Raw genomic sequence first — 18,417 nt, 5'->3', positions numbered from 1 at the left:
TTGATAGAAGGAGCTCTTGTAGGGGGTTCCTTATTTTGTGATGGGAGAGAATGTATGAATAAAACAAATGAACGAGTTTTTGAACATTGGAAGAGGAATATCATTCTTTTTCTAGGAAGCCAAACGATTTCTCTGTTTGGTTCGGCATTAGTGCAATACGCTATCATGTGGCATATCACGTTGAACACACAATCTGGCATTATGATGACGATTGCGATTATCTGTGGATTTTTGCCGACCTTCTTCCTTTCGCCATTTGCCGGTGTTTGGGCGGATCGTTTTAATCGAAAAGTGTTAATCATTCTTGCAGATGGACTGATTGCTTTTTCTACCTTGATATTAGCTATTTTATTCTTAATAGGATATGACTCTATTTATTTACTATTTGTCATTTCAGCAATTAGGGGTCTTGGAACGGGAATACAAACGCCAGCAGTCGGAGCAATCCTACCGCAAATTGTTCCGCAGGATAAACTAACGAAAACAAACGGGGCTAATGGAAGTATTCAAGCTGTAATTATGTTGATTGCACCGATGGTAAGTGCGGCATTGTTAACAGTTGCCTCCCTTGAAATAATCTTCTTTATTGATGTAATCACAGCGGCGATTGCTATTTTTACATTACTGGTCTTTCTTAAAATTCCTTCTCATGCAAAGGCTAATGAGCAGCAACATATCGGTTACCTAGAAGATTTCAAACTGGGGGTTAAATATATTAAAGAAAATGAATTCTTAAAGCCATTTTTTATGTTTTTCGCGATCTTTTTTATTCTTATGGCACCTGCAGCCTTCCTTACTCCATTACAAGTTACCCGAAGCTTCGGGGATGATGTTTGGCGTTTAACTGCAATAGAAATTGCCTTTTCTATCGGGATGATGGTTGGAGGCGGAGTGATTGCTGGTTGGGGTGGCTTTAAAAATAAAATTCATACGATGACCTTTGCAAGCATCATATTCGGTCTTACAACGATTGGCCTTGGTATTGTGCCGATTTTCTGGTTGTATTTAGTGGTCATGCTGATATGTGGTGTAGCGATGCCAATCTTTAATACACCAGCAACCGTGTTACTACAAGAAAAAATTGAGGAAAACTATTTAGGAAGGGTTTTTGGGGTCTTCGGTATGATTTCAACCTCAATGATGCCACTAGGTATGTTGATTTTCGGACCCATTGCCGATGTGGTACAAATTGAATGGCTCCTAATTGGTACGGGGATTTTCATGGTTTTCTTATCCTTCTTCCTTATAGCTAGCAAAGCACTTGTTAAGGCAGGCGCACCCGTGCCGGTTAAAGAATAATTTTACAGCTGAGATGATTTAAAATGGAGAGAAGTGGTAGCTTCTCTCCATTTTCAGCTTTTTAAGTTTGTACTAAAGTATGATGGATACGAACCAAAATTTCGTCCAACTTATCCTATTGAGGATCAAGTACCACCTTGGCATTACCAGCTTTTAATTGCTTCCTTAATTCAGAGGGTGTGACACCATAATATTTTTTAAATGTTTTACTAAAATGTGGATAGTCAGAAAAACCCACATTAAAAGCAATATCAATTGTTTTTATATCTGTTTCTAATAGCAACTCTTTTGCCTTTTCTAATCGAAGTGTTATAAGGTACTTAATAAAGCTTATGTTCATTTCTTCTTTAAAGGTACGACTAAAATAAGCCTCCGAAACTCCAATATGGGTTGCAACCTTTTGCAGTGATAAGTTTTCTTCAGAAAAGTTTTCCTTCATATACTGAGCTGCACGCAGGATATTTTGCCTTGAACCGAGGTTCCGAAATCCCCGTACCTCCTGAATGATCAATTCGATGATGGAATGAATACGTAATCTGTTTTTGTCGAAGGCAGTAGACCATTCTGTATGTAAGAATATCTCATCAGACAAGGTAACGTTTCTCTTTAGTAATTCCTGATTTACATAGAGTAAGAGATTTTCTAAAAAGTGAGAAAGAGGCTGATTGATATTTTCCTTTTCAAAATGGGTTAATATGCAATCTATGCATGCTAATGTTTTTTCTTTATCAACAGACCAGATATGTGAAACTAACTCTTGTTGATAAGATTCAAGGGACAGAATCCATGAGTTATGTTTTTCAATCGATTGCTCTGTTCCCTTTAATTCGTGATAGATCTTTTTCATTGTTTTAATAAACTGGTCAGGTTCGATTGGTTTTAATAGAAAATCTGATACGCCAAATCGAATCGCCTTTTGTGCATATTCAAAATCATTATACCCTGAAATGATAATGAATTTTATATACGGGTATATACGTTTCGTTTTTTGGATAAATTCAAGCCCGTCCATTTCTGGCATGTGAATATCTGTTATTACAATATCTGGAGGAGAGTTCAGTAATAATTGATACGCTTCCATACCATCTTCAGCTTCTGATATGATTGTAAACTTATCATCCATTAATTGTATCAATTTGTTGAGACTTAAATGTATCATATATTCATCATCCACAATCATGATACGATACACGAATACTCCCCCTCTTTATAAGGTAATCTAATTTCTATAGTGGTTCCGGCTTCATTAATCAAATCTTCAATATATAAACCGTAAGGCTTTTCAAAAGCCAAACGTAACCGTTCATGAACATTCCACAAACCAATACTCTCAAATTGTTTCTTCTCATTAAAAAATATTATGTCATCAGAAAAAGCTTTATTGTATTTTTCACGTACTGTAGGATCCATACCAAACCCTCTGTCAATGATACGCAATTTATAGTAAGTCGAATGTTTTTCCCCAATTATCCCAATATAACATGGTCTTAATTTATGGTATTGGTAGCCATGTAAAAAAGCATTTTCAACTAACGGTTGTAATGTCAAGCGTATCGTTGAAATCTTATCCATGATTTCCTCATCTACTCGAATGTCTACTTGGAGCTTCCTAAAGCGCGCTTGTTGAATATCAAGATAGGAACGAATATGTCCTATTTCTTCTGCGAGGGTAACAACCTGTTCTGCATTTCCAATGTTATAGCGAAACATATGAGCAAGAGATGTAGTCATCTTACTAATCATCATATTATTATCGATAATAGCATGAGAGTTTATAATTTCTAACGTATTATAAAGGAAGTGTGGATTAATTTGAGACTGCATGGCTTGCAAAGAAGATTCCTTTTGTTTCAACTGCATTTCTTGTTCCTTCAGTTTTGACATATGAGCTTCATCATAGAGTCTTTTCAATTCGCTCACCATTTTATTAAAACTCTTAAAGAGTCCTCCTATTTCGTCCTTTCTAAATTGATATTTTAAAGATTTAACCGTTAAATCTCCGGATTCAACCCTATTCATTAGCTTCTGAAGGTAAAGTAATGATTTTGTCAGTGATAAGGAGAATCCTCCAATGACAGATAATGCAACGATGATTATGAGAGCACCCATCGATAGTGTCATATCCCTTAATTGAAGTAGATTATGAATGATTTGATCACGCGGTAATTCCGCAATGAGATACCAATTTGATATGTTGGAGTGTTCATAAAGGACGATGGTTTTATTCCGGTTTATTTCAGTTTTAAAAACATCCCTTGGTTCTGAATAATCTTTTTTAATGGTACTGCCGGATATATAGGTTCCAAGAAGTGTAGTATTAGGATGAAAAATAATCTGTCCTTCAGAATCCATTATCCAAACATTGGAGTTTCCAATCATTAGGTTTTGGCTAATATCTGATATTTGTTTTAGGTCTATATGAACCACTAAGAGGCCTTCATATAAATACGTTGAGTTACTATGAATTTTTCTCGTTATCGTTACAACAGACCTCGACCCCAATTTTTGCAAACCAATGATATTAAAATTATTTAAGCTCTCCGATAGCTCTAAGTAATGTTGGTTTTGTTTTCGTACTTGATTCATATCCAATAATTCATTTACTTTGGAATAATCATTAATTTGCATGTTGTTTTTACCGATGAGTGAAATGCCGATAATATCTGTTCTTCCAAACATTTGAGAAAAAAGCTCTTTTTCAATTGTCTCTGAGAGCTTAAAGTACTCATATCGCGTTAGTTTTTTACTGTTGATGAAGTGTTGTATTTGAGGATTTGTTACTAATGGGTTTGTTGAGTTTTCTAGGTTAGTAATGTATAGATCAAGATACTCGTTAGTTTGTTGAATTAATTTTTTATTCGATTCAATTACTTCATCTTCCATATCTTTAGTCGCAACTTCAAACCATATCCACCCCAATATTAAAACAGGAAGGCAAACCAGTAGAAAAAGAATCATAAATAATTTCCACTTGATAGATTCTCTCAATTAAACACCTCCTACCAACAAAACTAGTATAATTGAATTTATTATAACAAAAAAATCAAAATATTCACTAAACTGGAACAAAAAAACACAAGTAAATAAAAAAATAACATTTTCTTCTTTTGGTAAAAAGATAAACTAATCATGTAAACGGATTCATTAAAGTGTATTAGGGGGGAAAAGAATGCAGAAAAAGTGGTTCAATGTACTAATCGTAATGATTACATTCATCTTAGTAGTTGCAACAGGTTGTTCAAACGAACAATCCAATTCAAGTCAAACTAAAGATGCAAAGAATGATGGGAACAAAGGCGGGGAAGAAAATCAAGTTGAAATCACGTTAGGTTATTATTCTGGCGGTAAATCAGATGAAAAAATGCAAGAGTTGATTGATAGGTTTATGGAAAAACATCCAAATATAAAAGTCAAAACAGAAAGTGCTCCATATGGACAATTTTATCAAAAGTTAGATACGCAAATAGCTGCGAATTCAGCCCCGGATGTTTGGCTTTCTGATGGAGTTCTTGTAATGAAATATGCAGAAAGAGGAGCAATCAAGGATGTAACAGAGTGGATTGATAGCGATTTAAATAAAGATGAGTACTATGGATTAGATTTTAATAAAGACTCCGAAGGAAAGTATTGGGGCGTTCCACAAGGAATTCAAATTGGAGCATTATACTATAACAAAGCCATGTTCGATAAGGCAAATGTGGATTATCCAAATGAGAACTGGACATGGGAAGATCTGAAGGGTGCTGCAGAGAAACTAACTTTAGACTCCAGCGATAAGACTCCAGAGGATGGAGGATTCAACGGTGACAGTGTTAAACAATTTGGATTAACATTCTTCAGTATTACAGAAGGTTGGTTCTCTGTACTTAAATCCTATGGTGGTGGCGTTTTAGATGAATCAACTCAAAATTCCATTGTTAACTCAAAAGAAAATAAAGCCGCTTTTGAATGGATGGTTGATGGGATGGAACGCGGAATTTTCACTGACCCGGTTGATTTGAAAAGTTTCCAAAGTGCGATGGACGTTTTTCCAAGTGGTTCAGCAGCAATGAGAATTGGAATCTATGCACGCGTTCTTGCAGCAAACGAGGCGGGCCTTGATTATGATGTAACAGTATTGCCAAAAGGTCCTGATGGAAAAAGATTTTCACCAGTTATTGCAAACTCTTGGGTCATAAATGGTCGGGTTAGCGACGAAAAAGCACAAGCAGCATGGGAATGGGTTAAGTTTTGGGCTACAGAAGACGACGTACAGAAAGAATGGGCCGCATTAGGTGAGGCAGTCCCAGTGAAGAAGTCAGTTGCAAATTCAGATATATTCTTAACTGCAGGTGATAAGCCATCAAATAAACAAGCTTTTTTAGATAGCTTTGATTTTGCAGGAACCCTTGATACAAATGCAGTTTGGGAGGAATGGGTTTCTAAGTTCAATGAACATGCAAACCGTTCATTCTTAAAAGAAGCTTCTATTGAGGATTCTTTAAAGCAAGCGGATCAAGATATTCAAAAAGTACTGGACGATTTCTATAAATAAAGAAAATTCAGTTTCAGAAAGTAGGGATTGGTGATATGAAAAATTCAAATGTTCCTTTTACGACTACACCGGCTAAACCAATCCTAACAACAAAAAAACGCAAATTTTTGAAGGAAGAGGGGAGATGGGGGCTTTTGCTAGTCTCCCCTTATTTAGTTCATTTTATTGTTTTTGTTGTTGGGCCACTCCTAGCATCTTTGTATTTTAGTTTATCAGAATATGACATGATTAATCCTCCCCAATGGGTTGGTATGGAAAACTATGAAAAGCTATTTAATGAGCCATTGTTTTATAAATCGCTTTGGAACACGTTATATTTTGCAATTCTATTTGTCCCTGCGCAGACTATTTTAGCCTTAGTATTAGCAGTTACTCTTAATCAAAAGCTTAAGGGTCTGAAACTATTCCGTATGGCACATTTCATTCCGGTCATTTCATCTTGGACGGTCATTATGTATGTTGCAGATGCCATTTTTAACCCAAGGTTTGGATTTGCTAATTCGTTTCTAGTGAAATTAGGATTTCAGCCACAAAGCTGGTTTAATGATGAGCATTTAGTGATACCACTGTTAGTCCTTGTTGCGGTCTGGAAGGGAGTGGGGTACATCATGATTATTTATTTGGCAGGTTTACAAAGTGTACCAAACGATTTGTATGAAGCAGCTGAAATTGATGGGGCTGGCACTTTTAAGAAGTTTACCTCAATCACAATTCCATTAATTTCACCTACAACTTTTTTAGTCCTTATTTTGAGTACAATTTCGACCTTCCAAGCATTTGAACAAATATATGTTATGACTGGGGGGGCGGCAGATGCATCGTCTGCAGGTGGACCTAATAATGCTAGTTTAGTATTAATGCTTTATCTATATCGCGAAGGATTCTCCTTTTTGCATATGGGCTATGCCTCAGCAATTGCTTGGGTCCTATTTATCATCCTATTTATATTAACCTTGGTACAATTGAGAATCCAAAAGAAATGGGTTCATTATAATTAATTTGCATTGCAAATGAAAGGAGGAAGAAAGTGAAACATCTTACAGGTAGAAAAATCAGTGGATACATCATTATAACGATTAGTGCGCTTATTATGATTATACCGTTTGTGACAGCTCTATTTAATTCACTCAAAACATATACGGAATTTACTGCTGTCCCTCCAAAGTGGATTCCTGAAATTTTTCAATGGTCCAACTACCCTGAGGTATTTAAGTTAGGTAGCTTCATAGATTATAGCTTTAATAGTATTACAGTTTCGTTTTTGTCGGTGATTGGAGCGATTCTGTCCTGTTCAATGGTTGGCTATGCATTTGCTAGACTTAACTTTCCTTTGAAGAATGTTTTGTTTGTCATGGTATTAGGGACAATGATGATCCCACCTGTGGTTATTATCATTCCACATTTTATCATTTTTAAGAATCTTAACATGCTAGATACTTTGACACCTCTATGGATAATTGAATGGTTAGCACAACCATTTGGTATTTTCTTGATGAGGCAGGCATTTATGAGTATACCAAAGGAATACGAAGAATCTGCAAAGCTTGATGGATGTAATCCATTTCAAATTTATTTGAAAATTTTCATGCCTATGTGTAAACCAACCATTGCCACTCTTGCTATTTTTACCTTCATGACAAAGTGGAATGAGATTTTTGCGCCAGTTATTTATCTAACGTCGAATGAGAACTTCACGTTACCTATTGGTATATTATCTTTAGCGGGTCAATGGTTCGGAAATGGCCAATTTATGGTCGCAGCCGCATTGATGAGCTTGGTACCAATTCTAATCGTTTTCTTATTTGCTGAGAAATACTTTGTAAGTAACTTTAATAATTCCGGTATAAAGTAGGGTTGTTCATTAAAAGTGGAATGGAGGTTATCTTTGATGGTTTATAAGAGCAAAAGTAGGTTAAACCAGCTGAACGTTACCATGTTATCCGTGTTAGTTTTGCTTTCAGTTTTACTAGTGTTGCCAATACAGAGTTATGCAGCCTCATCTATCACCATTGATTCACCAAATGATTTAGAAACCATAACTGAAAAAACGATTCGAATTACAGGAACCTATACAGATGCTTATGACATTAAACTTTATATTAACGGACAGACACAGGTAGATGTAATTACCGACGATTCTGATGGTGATGATTCAGGTTCATGGTTCTATGATCTTGATCTTGATACAACAAAATACGATGGCAACATTACTCTAAATGCGAGGGGATTAGACATTGGTACCCGCTATGGTGTGTGGAGCTCAACTATTACACTCTCAATTAACAATTCAAAAGGCAACATTCCAAAAGTAACAATTCTTTCTCCAGACGATGGAGAAACAGTTAATGGCAACGTCCCTGTCAAAGTTAAAGTAAATTCAAAGAATCAAATAGAAAAGGTACTAGTTAGAATTAATAGCGGAACATGGAGGATGATGAAACGAACAGGAAACCATTATCAATATATTTGGAGTCCACAAAAGAAAGTAGATAAGACATATAGTATTGAAGCAAAAGCGATTGATTCAAATGGGAACATTGGAGAATCATTAACTACCTACGCTAAGGTTGGTAAAGGAACAAATGAAAACTTTGAGTTAAAAAAGCAGGACCGTGCGATGTGGATCTGGGAGTCTGAAAGCTATAAGCTCCTTTTAAATCCAAACTCTCGGAACGTACTTGATGCATTTGCAAATGATACAGAAACTTTCGATTCCGATCCCGTCACAACATTATATTTAGCAGTAGGACCTTATGCAGGCATGGATGTAATTGAAGATGCACCCGAGAAATTACGAGACTTTATTAAATGGGCACATAACAAAGGATACCAAGTACATGCTTGTATTTCTGGAGGAACATCACCACCCTATATGGGAGCATATGAAGTCTATCATGATTTTGCTATTAGAGAAATGGAACGTGTGATTAATTATAATTTAGCTTCTGAAGATGAGGAAGGGTTTGATGGAATAAATGTGGATATTGAACCATATATTTCGGAAGATTTCAAAACGAAATACCCAACTCTCCAAATTCAATATCTTGATGGTTTACAGAAAATGATAAATCGCAGAAATGTTGCTGGAATTAATCTCCCTTTTGGACCTGCCATCCCAAAATGGTACGACACATCAGAGCAGACAAAGGAAATTACATGGAACGGAAGTACGAAATGGTTGTCTGAACACGTTCAAGATATTAGTGATTATATATCAATTATGGACTACCGTGATACAGCTGATGGTTCAGCGGGTATTATTGCAGGTGCTCAAGGGGAAATGGACTATGCGGAAGCAATTGGTAAACAGAATTCAGTTGTTGTAGGAGTAGAAACCCTTGATATAGCAAATAGTGGGGATCCTGAGGCGATTACCTTCCGTGAAGAAGGTCGTGAATATATGGAAGGTGAGTTAGACAAGGTATACTCTGCATTCGGAAATAATTCGTATTTTGGAGGTATTGCAGTACATCATTATGATTCAATTCGTACCTTGCCTACGTTTTGGGGAGAGGAAGGCATCTTCTGGCAACCACCAGATGATTTTGAAAATCCATCTGTTGTGAGTTCTCCACCCATAGCTACCACTAAAAATTATCATGAAATTAACATCTCCTTTGGGATGGCCTATGATGATACTGAAATCGACAGGTACATAGTGTATCGTAGTACCACTAAAGATTTCACACCAAGCCCTCTAAATATTGCAGGTCTTGCAAGGGGACAGTCATTTACCGATGTCGGGTTATTACCAAATACGACTTATTATTATAAGGTTGCTGCAATGGACATGAGTGGAAAGATAGGTCCAGTATCCATAGAAACTAATGCATCAACTGAAAAAACGTCATTAAAACCAATGATTCTTACTCAGATGGGGATATCTTATCAATCAACTAAAGCTAATGTTTCAATGAAATTAATCGATATGGAAACAAAACAACCTATTCCGGAAGCACGAGTCGATGGAAGATTCACCTATGCAGGTGGTAAATATACGAGTGGAATAGTTGACAATAATGGAATGATAAGTCTTTCTTCTGAAAATATTCCAAATGGTCATCAAATAGGATTTGAGCCACGACGCGTTATTGCAAGTGGATATTATTGGGCATCTGCCTATGATCAACCCCATACTACAACACTCTATCCAAAAAGTGGGCTCCGTGATCTTAGGGTAAGTAAAGGAACAATTGATTTTTCTACTTCCAAAACTTCATATTCGATTACCGTGCCGAATCGCGTAGATACTCTAACTGTTACACCAACAGTGGTAAATGAGGAAAGTATTGTTACAGTAAATGGAATACAGGTTGAAAATGGAATGGTATCCCAGGAAATTCCATTAGCGGAAGGAGGAAATCGTGTCTCGATTATTGTGACAAATCGAGACGGAGCTACTGATACGTATTCAATTGAAGTAACGAAAAAAATGCCGTTGGTTAATACCATCTTTGCAACTGACGATACATTTGTGTTTGAGCATGAACCAGATAGAGGTTTTGGTTCTGAAAAAGTTCTAGAGGTTGCGGATATTTCACGATCAAGCGGAGGTGGAGACCGATTAGCTTACTTAAAATTTGAAACGTCTCCCTTTAATCAGCAAATTGAAAAGGCAAGACTTAATGTTTACGTGTTAGAAAGTCTTGCTAATGGGTTAGATATGCAGCTCGAAGGATATCAAAATGGCAACTGGGATGAAAATACCTTGACGTGGAATACAAGAAATATTGGAGTAGCAGTTCCTTTAGGAAAGGTTTTGGTAAAAGAAGAGGGATGGTATAGCTTTGATGTAACTCAATTTGTAAAGAACGCATCAGGTAAAGTTACTTTCCGAATCGTTGATCCGAACACAAAAAGTGTGGTTTTAAAACTAAATAGTAGTGAGAATGAAGAGAACCAACCATATTTAATCTTGAATCCAAAGTAGACATAAAATAAATCTTCTAAAAAGAGAATACTCTCTTTTTAGAAGACCTTAATCAGATTCTAGCGGAACTAAAAAAGGAGAATTTCGAATGAAATTTGCTGCATTTAGTGGGGCATTTATAGAGTTTAGTTTACAAGAGGCAATGGAAACGACAAAGGAGTTGGGGTTTGATGGAATTGAAATCGCGTGTCGAGAACCACATCTCTCCGCACAAACACCTCGTCATCAAATGGAGGAAATAAAACAAATTGCGAATTACTATCATTTAGAAATACCTGCACTAGCAGGATATATGGGGCATTTTTCATCTTTAAGTGACTACGATTGTGAGAAAGAATTCACTGATTTCGAAAAAATCCTGGAATCGGCTACGATTCTTGATGTGGATATGATACGGGTTTTTCCTGGTGGACCTAATGCTTTTCTTGCGATTGACGAACATTATGAAAAAGCCGCTTATTGGATAAAGAAGTGCTCACTCTTAGCCAAGCAATTTAATAAGAAAGTAATTGTAGAAATTCATAATAATAGTTTAGTTGAGACAGTAGAAGATGCAATAAGAATACTCACCATGATTGAAGAAGATAATGTAGGACTTATCCATGATGCAGGGAATATGTACATTACAGACACAGATTTTGGTAGGGATTCAGTCTTTGGATTAGGAGATCGTTTATTCCATATACATGTGAAGGATGAAAAACGAATCAATCAAGCGGGTATGGCTGGAACGTTTACAAACCGAACAAGGCATGGAGAAGAAAGCTTTATGCAATGTCTATTAGGCGAGGGTGAGGTGGATCATAAACCTTTATTTGGAGCACTACAGGAAATTAGGTATGATAAGTGGATTACTCTGGAATGTGCAGCTCCATACCCTGCTAAGGAAAGAATGGCTCATGATTTACATGTAGTGAAACAACAATTAAATGAGCTAACACATTTATACAAAAGGGAATGAGGAACATGAGATTTTCAATAATAGGTTGTCAGCATGCCCATATTACCATTTTTATTGAAGAAATGCTTGCCTTAGGGCATTCATGTGCGGGGATTTATGAGAAAGAGAATACCACACTTGCAGGAATGATCTCAGCTTCATATACCATTCCCATCGTACAAAGTGTTGAGGAAATACTACTAGATAGTTCGATAGAAATCGTGGGTTGTGCCGCAATTAATAATGAAAAAATAGATGTTTTGGAGATATGTGAGAGGCATGGTAAACATGTCATGCTGGATAAACCAGCAGTAACGAATCGTAAAGACCTTGGGAGGCTTAAAGCACTTTTTTCAAGAGGAAGGATACAGGTAGGAATGCTTTTAACCGAACGATTTCGTTCGTCCCTTTATACTTTACAAAAACAAATTTCAGAAGGAAGTCTTGGACGGATTGTAAGTATTACGATGCGTAAGCCGCACTTGCTGAATGGGAAAAATAGACCGTCTTGGCACTTTTTTTAAACAACAATCAGGAGGTATCATCGTCGACCTGTTTATTCATGATTTTGATTTATTAAGATGGTTAACAGGACAGGAGATTCAATTGATTTCGGGTTATATGGCAAAAAATATCCTTCCGGAATATCCATCCTTTTACGATGTGGCTTGCCTTCATGTTGTAATGGAAGGTGGAGTAACTGCCCAGCTATATGCAGATTGGCACACACCGAATAAAAGTTGGACCTGGGGAGATGGTCGCATTTTTATTGTAGGAACAAGTGGAGTGGCTGAATATCGACTTGAAGGGGATCCAATAGTAGGTAAGGATTCAGTTGGTTATAAGGTTACGAATGATGCTCACCTTCTAGAAATAAAGGAAGAGAGTGCCCCGATAACGATTACAAGGGATTTTATCAATCGAATTAATGGAGAAGTTGGCTTAGTAACACATCATGATATTTTAGCTGCAACAACGGCAACGATAGATGCAGATGAGAAGGCAGAGTTAATTGGAGCATTAAACGTGGAGAATGTTTGAAAATTGAAAAGAGAGGGATGATAGAGATGTCAGTTGTTAAAACCACTGGATTTGGGATCATTGGTTGTGGGATTATTGCTGAGGTGCATGCAAAAGGAATTCTTGAAACCGATGAAGCCAGACTAATTGGAGTTTATGACTCCATACAGACAAAGGCAGTCGATTTTGCAAAAAAATATCAAGTAATCTCCTTTAGCAGTTTAGAAGAAATGCTACATAATGATGAAATCGATGTAATTTGCATTTGCACACCAAGCGGGATCCACCCTGAACAAACGGTACAGGTAGCCAAAGCTAAAAAACATATATTAGTAGAAAAGCCAATGGCAATTAAAATGGACGATTATAGTCGAATGGTTGAGGCTTGCGAAGAAAATAATGTTCTCATCTCAACTGTTTTCCCAAGAAGGATGTCTCCTCAAGCGCAATTTGCTAGAAAAATCATTCAAGAAGGAAAGTTAGGGAGATTAAGCTTATGTTCTGGTTATGTAAAAATATATCGAGATCAGCATTATTATGATAGTGCTGGCTGGAGAGGCACGTGGGAAATGGATGGAGGTGGTGCCATGATGAACCAAGGCATACATACCGTTGATATGCTCCAATGGTTAGTAGGACCCGTTGCCTCTTTGTATGGAAAAGCCAAAGCAGTCTTACGAGATATTGAAGTAGAAGACACCGTTATCTCTCTTCTTGAATTTAAAAATGGTGCAATGGGTGTATTAGAAATTACAACTACTGCATTTGAAGGAAAAGGGCAGGTTCTTTCTATTCATGGTGAAAAAGGTACATTAGTGATTCAAGAAGATACAATTACGGTACTTGAAGTGGAAGGCGAAAAAATAGAAATTCCATCATTTGAACCATTTAAAGTTATTCCGGATGGTCATCGAATTCAAATCAAAGATATGGCCCTTGCGGTTCAAGAACAACGTTCACCAATCGTACCCGGTACTGAGGGTAAACATTCATTAGAAATTATTCTAGGAACATATGAATCTTCAACAACTGGGAAAGAAGTATCATTCTTACATGATTTGAAGAGTAAAGCTCAGATTCTTTGAAAGGAGAGAATAATCCAGGTGAAAACTAGTAATGTAATTTTAATGAAGCAGGTAGAACATCTGAATGTTCAAGTGTTTGCAAATCGAGAAGACATGGGAACATCCGCTGCCATAGATGTTGCATCAACAATCAAAGAGTTGCTCTCAAAAAAAGCACGAGTCCGTATGGTATTTGCAGCAGCACCCTCGCAAATTGAATTGTTAAAGTCATTAATAGCAGAACCAGAGATTGATTGGAAGCGAGTTACCGTATTTCATATGGATGAATATCTTGGACTCTCTCCAAATGCTTCTCAGAGGTTCGGTTCCTTTTTAATGGAGCACTTATTTGAGCACGTAAAACCTGGTGAGGTTTTTCTAATCGACAGTACGAATAAACCAGAAGATGAATGCAGGAGATATGGGAAGCTTATTAACCAAGAACCAATAGATATTATTTGCCTTGGCATCGGAGAAAATGGTCATATCGCTTTCAATGATCCACCTGTTGCAGACTTTCAAGATAAGGAGGTTGCAAAAATTGTTGAGTTAGATGAAGTATGCCGATGGCAACAAGTGAATGATGGTTGTTTTCAACAATTCGAGGATGTACCAACACACGCTATTACACTTACAATCCCTACCATTTTATCGGGAGCAAATTTGTTTTGTGTAGTCCCAGGAAAAACAAAACAAAAAGCCATAAAAGAAACATTAACAGAAACCATCACAACGAATTGCCCTGCTACCATTTTGCGTCGGCATCCAAACTGTACCTTGTATGTTGATTCCGAAGCTTATCATGGGTGCTTGGATGTTTAAAGGAATTCATTATAAAACAGGGAAACCCATCCAAGTATGGGTACAAGACGGAGGAATAGCTCGGATAGATAATTTAGATGAAAATGATTGTTCCTCATTACCCATAATTGCACCTGGATTAGTCGATCTTCAAATTAATGGATATTATGGGATTGATTTAAATACACTTCCCTTAACTGGGCAGGATATAGAGGATATAGCTGAAAAGTTATGGAGTCAGGGAATAACAACTTTCTATCCTACTGTGATTACAAACAGTAATGAAGCACTTGAGAAAATCGTTTCAATTATTGCAAGTGCATGTGAAGAAAATGATAGGTTAAATAGTTGCATCAAAGGAATTCACTTAGAGGGTCCGTTTATTTCAAATGAAAATGGTCCAAGAGGTGCTCATCAGTTAGAATATGTGCAGCCCTCTGATTGGACTCTTTTGGAGAGATGGCAGGATGCTGCTAAAGGAAGAATAAAGATCATTACTTTATCCCCTGAGTGGCCAGCCTCATTCGAGTTTATTCAAAAATGTAAATCTAGTGGAATAGTTGTTTCTATTGGACATACAGCAGCGTCTTCTGAACAGATTAAAGAAGCAGTTGAGGCAGGGGCTACATTATCGACACATCTTGGAAATGGCGCTCATCTAAGCCTTCCCCGCCATCCAAATTACATTTGGGAACAGTTAGCCCAAGATTCTTTATGGACCTCTTGTATAGCAGATGGATTCCATCTACCTGATTCTTTTTTAAAGGTGATCTTTAAGGTGAAAGAACACCATGCTGTGCTTGTAAGCGATGCTGTCTCTTTAAGCGGAAAAGAACCTGGAAGGTATCGAACTCATATAGGTGGAGATGTTATATTAACAGCAGAGGGCAAACTTCATTTAGCTGATAATCCCAATTTGCTAGCAGGGTCTGTACAAATGCTAATTAGCGGAGTGAAAAATCTTGTGCAAAAAGGGATATGTTCTTTTAGTGATGCTTGGGAAGCCGCTTCCATTAGACCAAGTAAATTAATGAATTTACCAACTAATGGTGGACTATGTGTAAATGGAGTAGCTGATTTTATTTTATTAAAAGATGATGGTATGAACTATAAAATACTGCAAACTGTCAAACATGGAAAAATAGTATATACGAGTAAGGACCTAAACCCATGAAATATATTTGAAGGATTGTGTAAACCTGGGATATTAATTTAAATGGTTCATCAAGGAGTGCGTCCTCATTGACAATGCACTCCTTAAATTCATTTCCTCAATTTGCTACTGTTAACTTCTACTATATACCCCAACAGATTCTTTCACCATACATGTTTAAGGCTTTGAATAGTTTTTATTAAACCTTTTTCGATAGACAGCAACCCGACCTTTTGCTCAATGCTTAAGACATTACCATATTCATAAAGACGAAGAGTGTTAATAAAATTCAATTTGTAATCCGTTACATCCAATTAACCCATAAATAGGGTAAAATCAAACTTCCAATATTGTTTAATACTAGGCTTGCGGTAAGATATTGACAATAATTTTCAGAATACTTACAATCATACTTGTAATCGATTACAAAACAATATCATAGAAATGAAAGTGGGGACCAAATATGGCGAATATTCAACAGGTAGCACAAAAAGCAGGTGTATCCGTTGCAACGGTTTCAAGGGTCCTTAATAATGCTACGTCTGTAAGTCCAAAAACAAGACTAAAAGTTGAACATGCAATAAAAGATCTTAAATATGAACCTAGTATGCTAGGAAGAAATCTTCGAAACTCTGAAAGTCGACTTTTATTAGTATTACTTCCAAGTATTTCAAATCCCTTTTACACAGAAATCATAAACGGGATTCAAAATACAGCAATATCCAACCACTATAATATTCTTCTTTGCGAAACAGACTCCAATCCACAGCGAGAAAACATTTATTTTAATATGGTTAAGAATAAGTTGGCCGATGGTGTCATTTCGATGGATCCGACAGTCAATATGCAAAAGCTTACTGAATTAGCAGAAAATTACTCTGTCATTCTTTGTAGTGAGTACGAAGAAGGAGGATGTATTCCCTACGTAACGATAGATAATGAATTGGCAGCTTATCAAGCCGTAAAGCATTTAATCAAATTAGGTCATGACAAAATTGCACTCATCAATTCTGATGAAAAGTATTTATACGCTAGACAGCGTCGGAATGGGTTTGAGCGAGCTTTACAAGAATTTGAACTTCCTATCCGTGAAGAGTGGATATACCACACAAAAGAGCTTGAATTTCAAAATGGTGTTCAAGCAATGAGGAGCTTGTTTAAATTAGAGGAAAAGCCGACATCTATTTTTGCCGTTTCTGATACGTTAGCTATCGGGGCGCTAAAAGGCATTAATGGAAGTGGTTTACATGTCCCGAATGATATAGCAATCGTTGGTTTTGATAATATTAGCTTTTCGAACATGACGAATCCCACTCTGACTACAATTTCTCAGCCAATGTATAAAATGGGCTGCGTCGCAGCTGACATGTTAATAAATAGTATTCAAGGAGAAAAAGTAGAAAGTGTTGTATTAGAACATGAACTTATTATACGTGAGTCAACTATGGGGTAGGTTTTTCTTTAAAGAAAAAGGAAGAGGGAGGTTTTGTCCATGGGTATAAAAGTGGGCATTATCGGATGTGGTTCCATTGCAAGGTATAGACATGCACCAGAGTATAAAGCAAATCCACATGTTGGGGAAATCATCTTTTATGACCGTAATCCCGAACGAGCTGAAGTTTTGGCGAAAGAATTTGGTGGGCGCGCTGTTAAAACAGTTGAGGAGTTATTGGGTGATCCATCAATTATTGCAATCAGTGATTGTTCTTCAAATGAAGCCCATCATATTAATACTACCAACGCATTGTTATGCGGAAAGCATGTATTATGTGAAAAGCCTCTAGCCATAAATGTAAAGTATGCTGAGAAAATCCTGGATGCACAAAGGAAATCAGGGAAAAAATTAATGGTTGATCATAACCAACGTTTCACTAAAGCACATCAAAAAGCGAAGGAAATCTTGGATAAAAAGGAATTAGGTGAGGTATTAACCTTTAAAACTACCTTTGGTCATCAAGGACCCGAGAGCTGGGGGGTAAACAAATCAAACTCTACTTGGTTTTTTAAAAAAGAACGTTCTCACTCAGGTGTAGCAGGTGATTTAGGGATTCATAAAATTGATTTAATTCATTATTTATTAGATGACGAAATCGAGGAAGTTCATTCCTTCTATGCTGCTCTAGATAAAGTTGATGGTAATGGAAACCCGATTGAGGTTTGTGATAATGTTGTGTGTGCATGCAAAACGAAGAAAGGTCGTTTAGGAACAGCTTCGTTTTCCTGGACGTATTACGGTTCAGAAGACAATTCCACGATTATCTACTGTCAAAAAGGAGTCTTGAAAATCTACCATGATTCCGATGCGCAGCTTGTAATAGAGAAGAGGGATGGCACGATTGTGAAGTATGAATTAGAATCAATCCAGACAAATGATAATCAAACAAATACAGGTGTTGTTGACGCATTTATTGATTCAATTATGAATAACGTAAAACCTCTGGTTACTGGTGAGCAGGCAGTTGCTTCTCTAAGAGTTGTGGAGAAATTACTTGACGCATAGATTTCATATACTCTATAAGTGTTACATAAAAGATTATACCTAATTTGGAAAATATGATAATAAATACCTAAAATTAATTGACTGAATATTATTTATCTTATACTATGAATGTAACGGATTACAAATAGGCTATTGATCATAAAAAGTGATTATTTCAAAGGTTGTACTAATTATTT

General features: G+C 36.6%; 15 protein-coding genes. 13 read left to right on the top strand and 2 right to left on the bottom strand.

Annotated elements, in window-relative coordinates; genetic code table 11:
• The first annotated feature begins 54 nt into the window (after positions 1–54).
• On the top strand, positions 55–1,299 hold the full coding sequence (locus tag BTHG_RS05090; protein ID WP_010283041.1) for an MFS transporter: 1,245 nt from the start codon (positions 55–57) through the stop codon (positions 1,297–1,299).
• 115 nt (positions 1,300–1,414) lie between these two features.
• Here BTHG_RS05090 and BTHG_RS05085 read toward each other — a convergent pair whose 3' ends face one another.
• Complete coding sequence (locus tag BTHG_RS05085) at positions 1,415–2,491, bottom strand: response regulator transcription factor (protein ID WP_010283040.1); 1,077 nt, start codon at positions 2,489–2,491, stop codon at positions 1,415–1,417.
• A complete protein-coding gene (locus BTHG_RS05080; RefSeq protein ID WP_010283038.1) occupies positions 2,476–4,287 on the bottom strand; it encodes a cache domain-containing sensor histidine kinase in 1,812 nt (603 codons plus the stop codon). Before BTHG_RS05080 ends, BTHG_RS05085 begins: the two co-directional genes overlap by 16 nt.
• A gap of 181 nt (positions 4,288–4,468) precedes the next feature.
• Between BTHG_RS05080 and BTHG_RS05075 the strand changes: the two genes are divergently transcribed.
• From BTHG_RS05075 to BTHG_RS05025, 12 genes are all read left to right on the top strand, one after another.
• Positions 4,469–5,833 (top strand): ABC transporter substrate-binding protein, encoded by a 1,365-nt coding sequence (locus BTHG_RS05075; RefSeq protein ID WP_010283035.1) that lies wholly within the window; start codon positions 4,469–4,471, stop codon positions 5,831–5,833.
• Between the two features lie 35 nt (positions 5,834–5,868).
• Positions 5,869–6,831, top strand: coding sequence for a carbohydrate ABC transporter permease (locus BTHG_RS05070; protein ID WP_010283034.1), 963 nt, complete (start codon positions 5,869–5,871; stop codon positions 6,829–6,831).
• Between the two features lie 92 nt (positions 6,832–6,923).
• Positions 6,924–7,685 (top strand): carbohydrate ABC transporter permease, encoded by a 762-nt coding sequence (locus BTHG_RS05065; RefSeq protein ID WP_083849063.1) that lies wholly within the window; start codon positions 6,924–6,926, stop codon positions 7,683–7,685.
• 36 nt (positions 7,686–7,721) lie between these two features.
• Positions 7,722–10,763: a CBM96 family carbohydrate-binding protein gene (locus BTHG_RS05060; RefSeq protein WP_010283030.1), complete on the top strand. Its 3,042-nt coding sequence runs from the start codon at positions 7,722–7,724 to the stop codon at positions 10,761–10,763.
• Positions 10,764–10,851: 88 nt separating this feature from the next.
• Entirely contained in the window at positions 10,852–11,724 is an 873-nt protein-coding gene (locus BTHG_RS05055) for a sugar phosphate isomerase/epimerase family protein (protein WP_010283029.1), read from the top strand.
• A gap of 5 nt (positions 11,725–11,729) precedes the next feature.
• A complete protein-coding gene (locus BTHG_RS27265) occupies positions 11,730–12,227 on the top strand; it encodes a Gfo/Idh/MocA family oxidoreductase (protein WP_010283028.1) in 498 nt (165 codons plus the stop codon).
• Positions 12,193–12,744 (top strand): Gfo/Idh/MocA family protein, encoded by a 552-nt coding sequence (locus BTHG_RS27260; protein WP_232284418.1) that lies wholly within the window; start codon positions 12,193–12,195, stop codon positions 12,742–12,744. The genes BTHG_RS27265 and BTHG_RS27260 overlap by 35 nt, the downstream gene beginning before the upstream one ends.
• A 26-nt stretch (positions 12,745–12,770) precedes the next feature.
• Positions 12,771–13,808 carry a Gfo/Idh/MocA family protein gene (locus tag BTHG_RS05045; RefSeq protein ID WP_010283024.1) on the top strand — a complete coding sequence of 346 codons (1,038 nt, stop codon included), beginning with the start codon at positions 12,771–12,773 and terminating at the stop codon, positions 13,806–13,808.
• An 18-nt stretch (positions 13,809–13,826) separates the two neighbouring features.
• Positions 13,827–14,609 (top strand): glucosamine-6-phosphate deaminase, encoded by a 783-nt coding sequence (locus BTHG_RS05040; protein WP_010283023.1) that lies wholly within the window; start codon positions 13,827–13,829, stop codon positions 14,607–14,609.
• Positions 14,602–15,762: an N-acetylglucosamine-6-phosphate deacetylase gene (locus BTHG_RS05035; protein ID WP_010283022.1), complete on the top strand. Its 1,161-nt coding sequence runs from the start codon at positions 14,602–14,604 to the stop codon at positions 15,760–15,762. The genes BTHG_RS05040 and BTHG_RS05035 overlap by 8 nt, the downstream gene beginning before the upstream one ends.
• 442 nt (positions 15,763–16,204) lie before the next feature.
• Positions 16,205–17,194 (top strand): LacI family DNA-binding transcriptional regulator, encoded by a 990-nt coding sequence (locus tag BTHG_RS05030; protein ID WP_010283021.1) that lies wholly within the window; start codon positions 16,205–16,207, stop codon positions 17,192–17,194.
• A 39-nt stretch (positions 17,195–17,233) separates the two neighbouring features.
• Positions 17,234–18,241, top strand: a complete 1,008-nt coding sequence (locus tag BTHG_RS05025; protein WP_010283020.1) for a Gfo/Idh/MocA family protein — start codon at positions 17,234–17,236, stop codon at positions 18,239–18,241.
• Positions 18,242–18,417 lie beyond the last annotated feature (176 nt).

The sequence above is a fragment of the Bacillus timonensis genome, assembly GCF_000285535.1.
Lineage (GTDB): Bacteria > Bacillota > Bacilli > Bacillales > Bacillaceae_L > Ferdinandcohnia > Ferdinandcohnia timonensis.
Note: the sequence above shows the minus strand (reverse complement) of the source record. Positions and strands in the feature narration are given on the sequence as shown.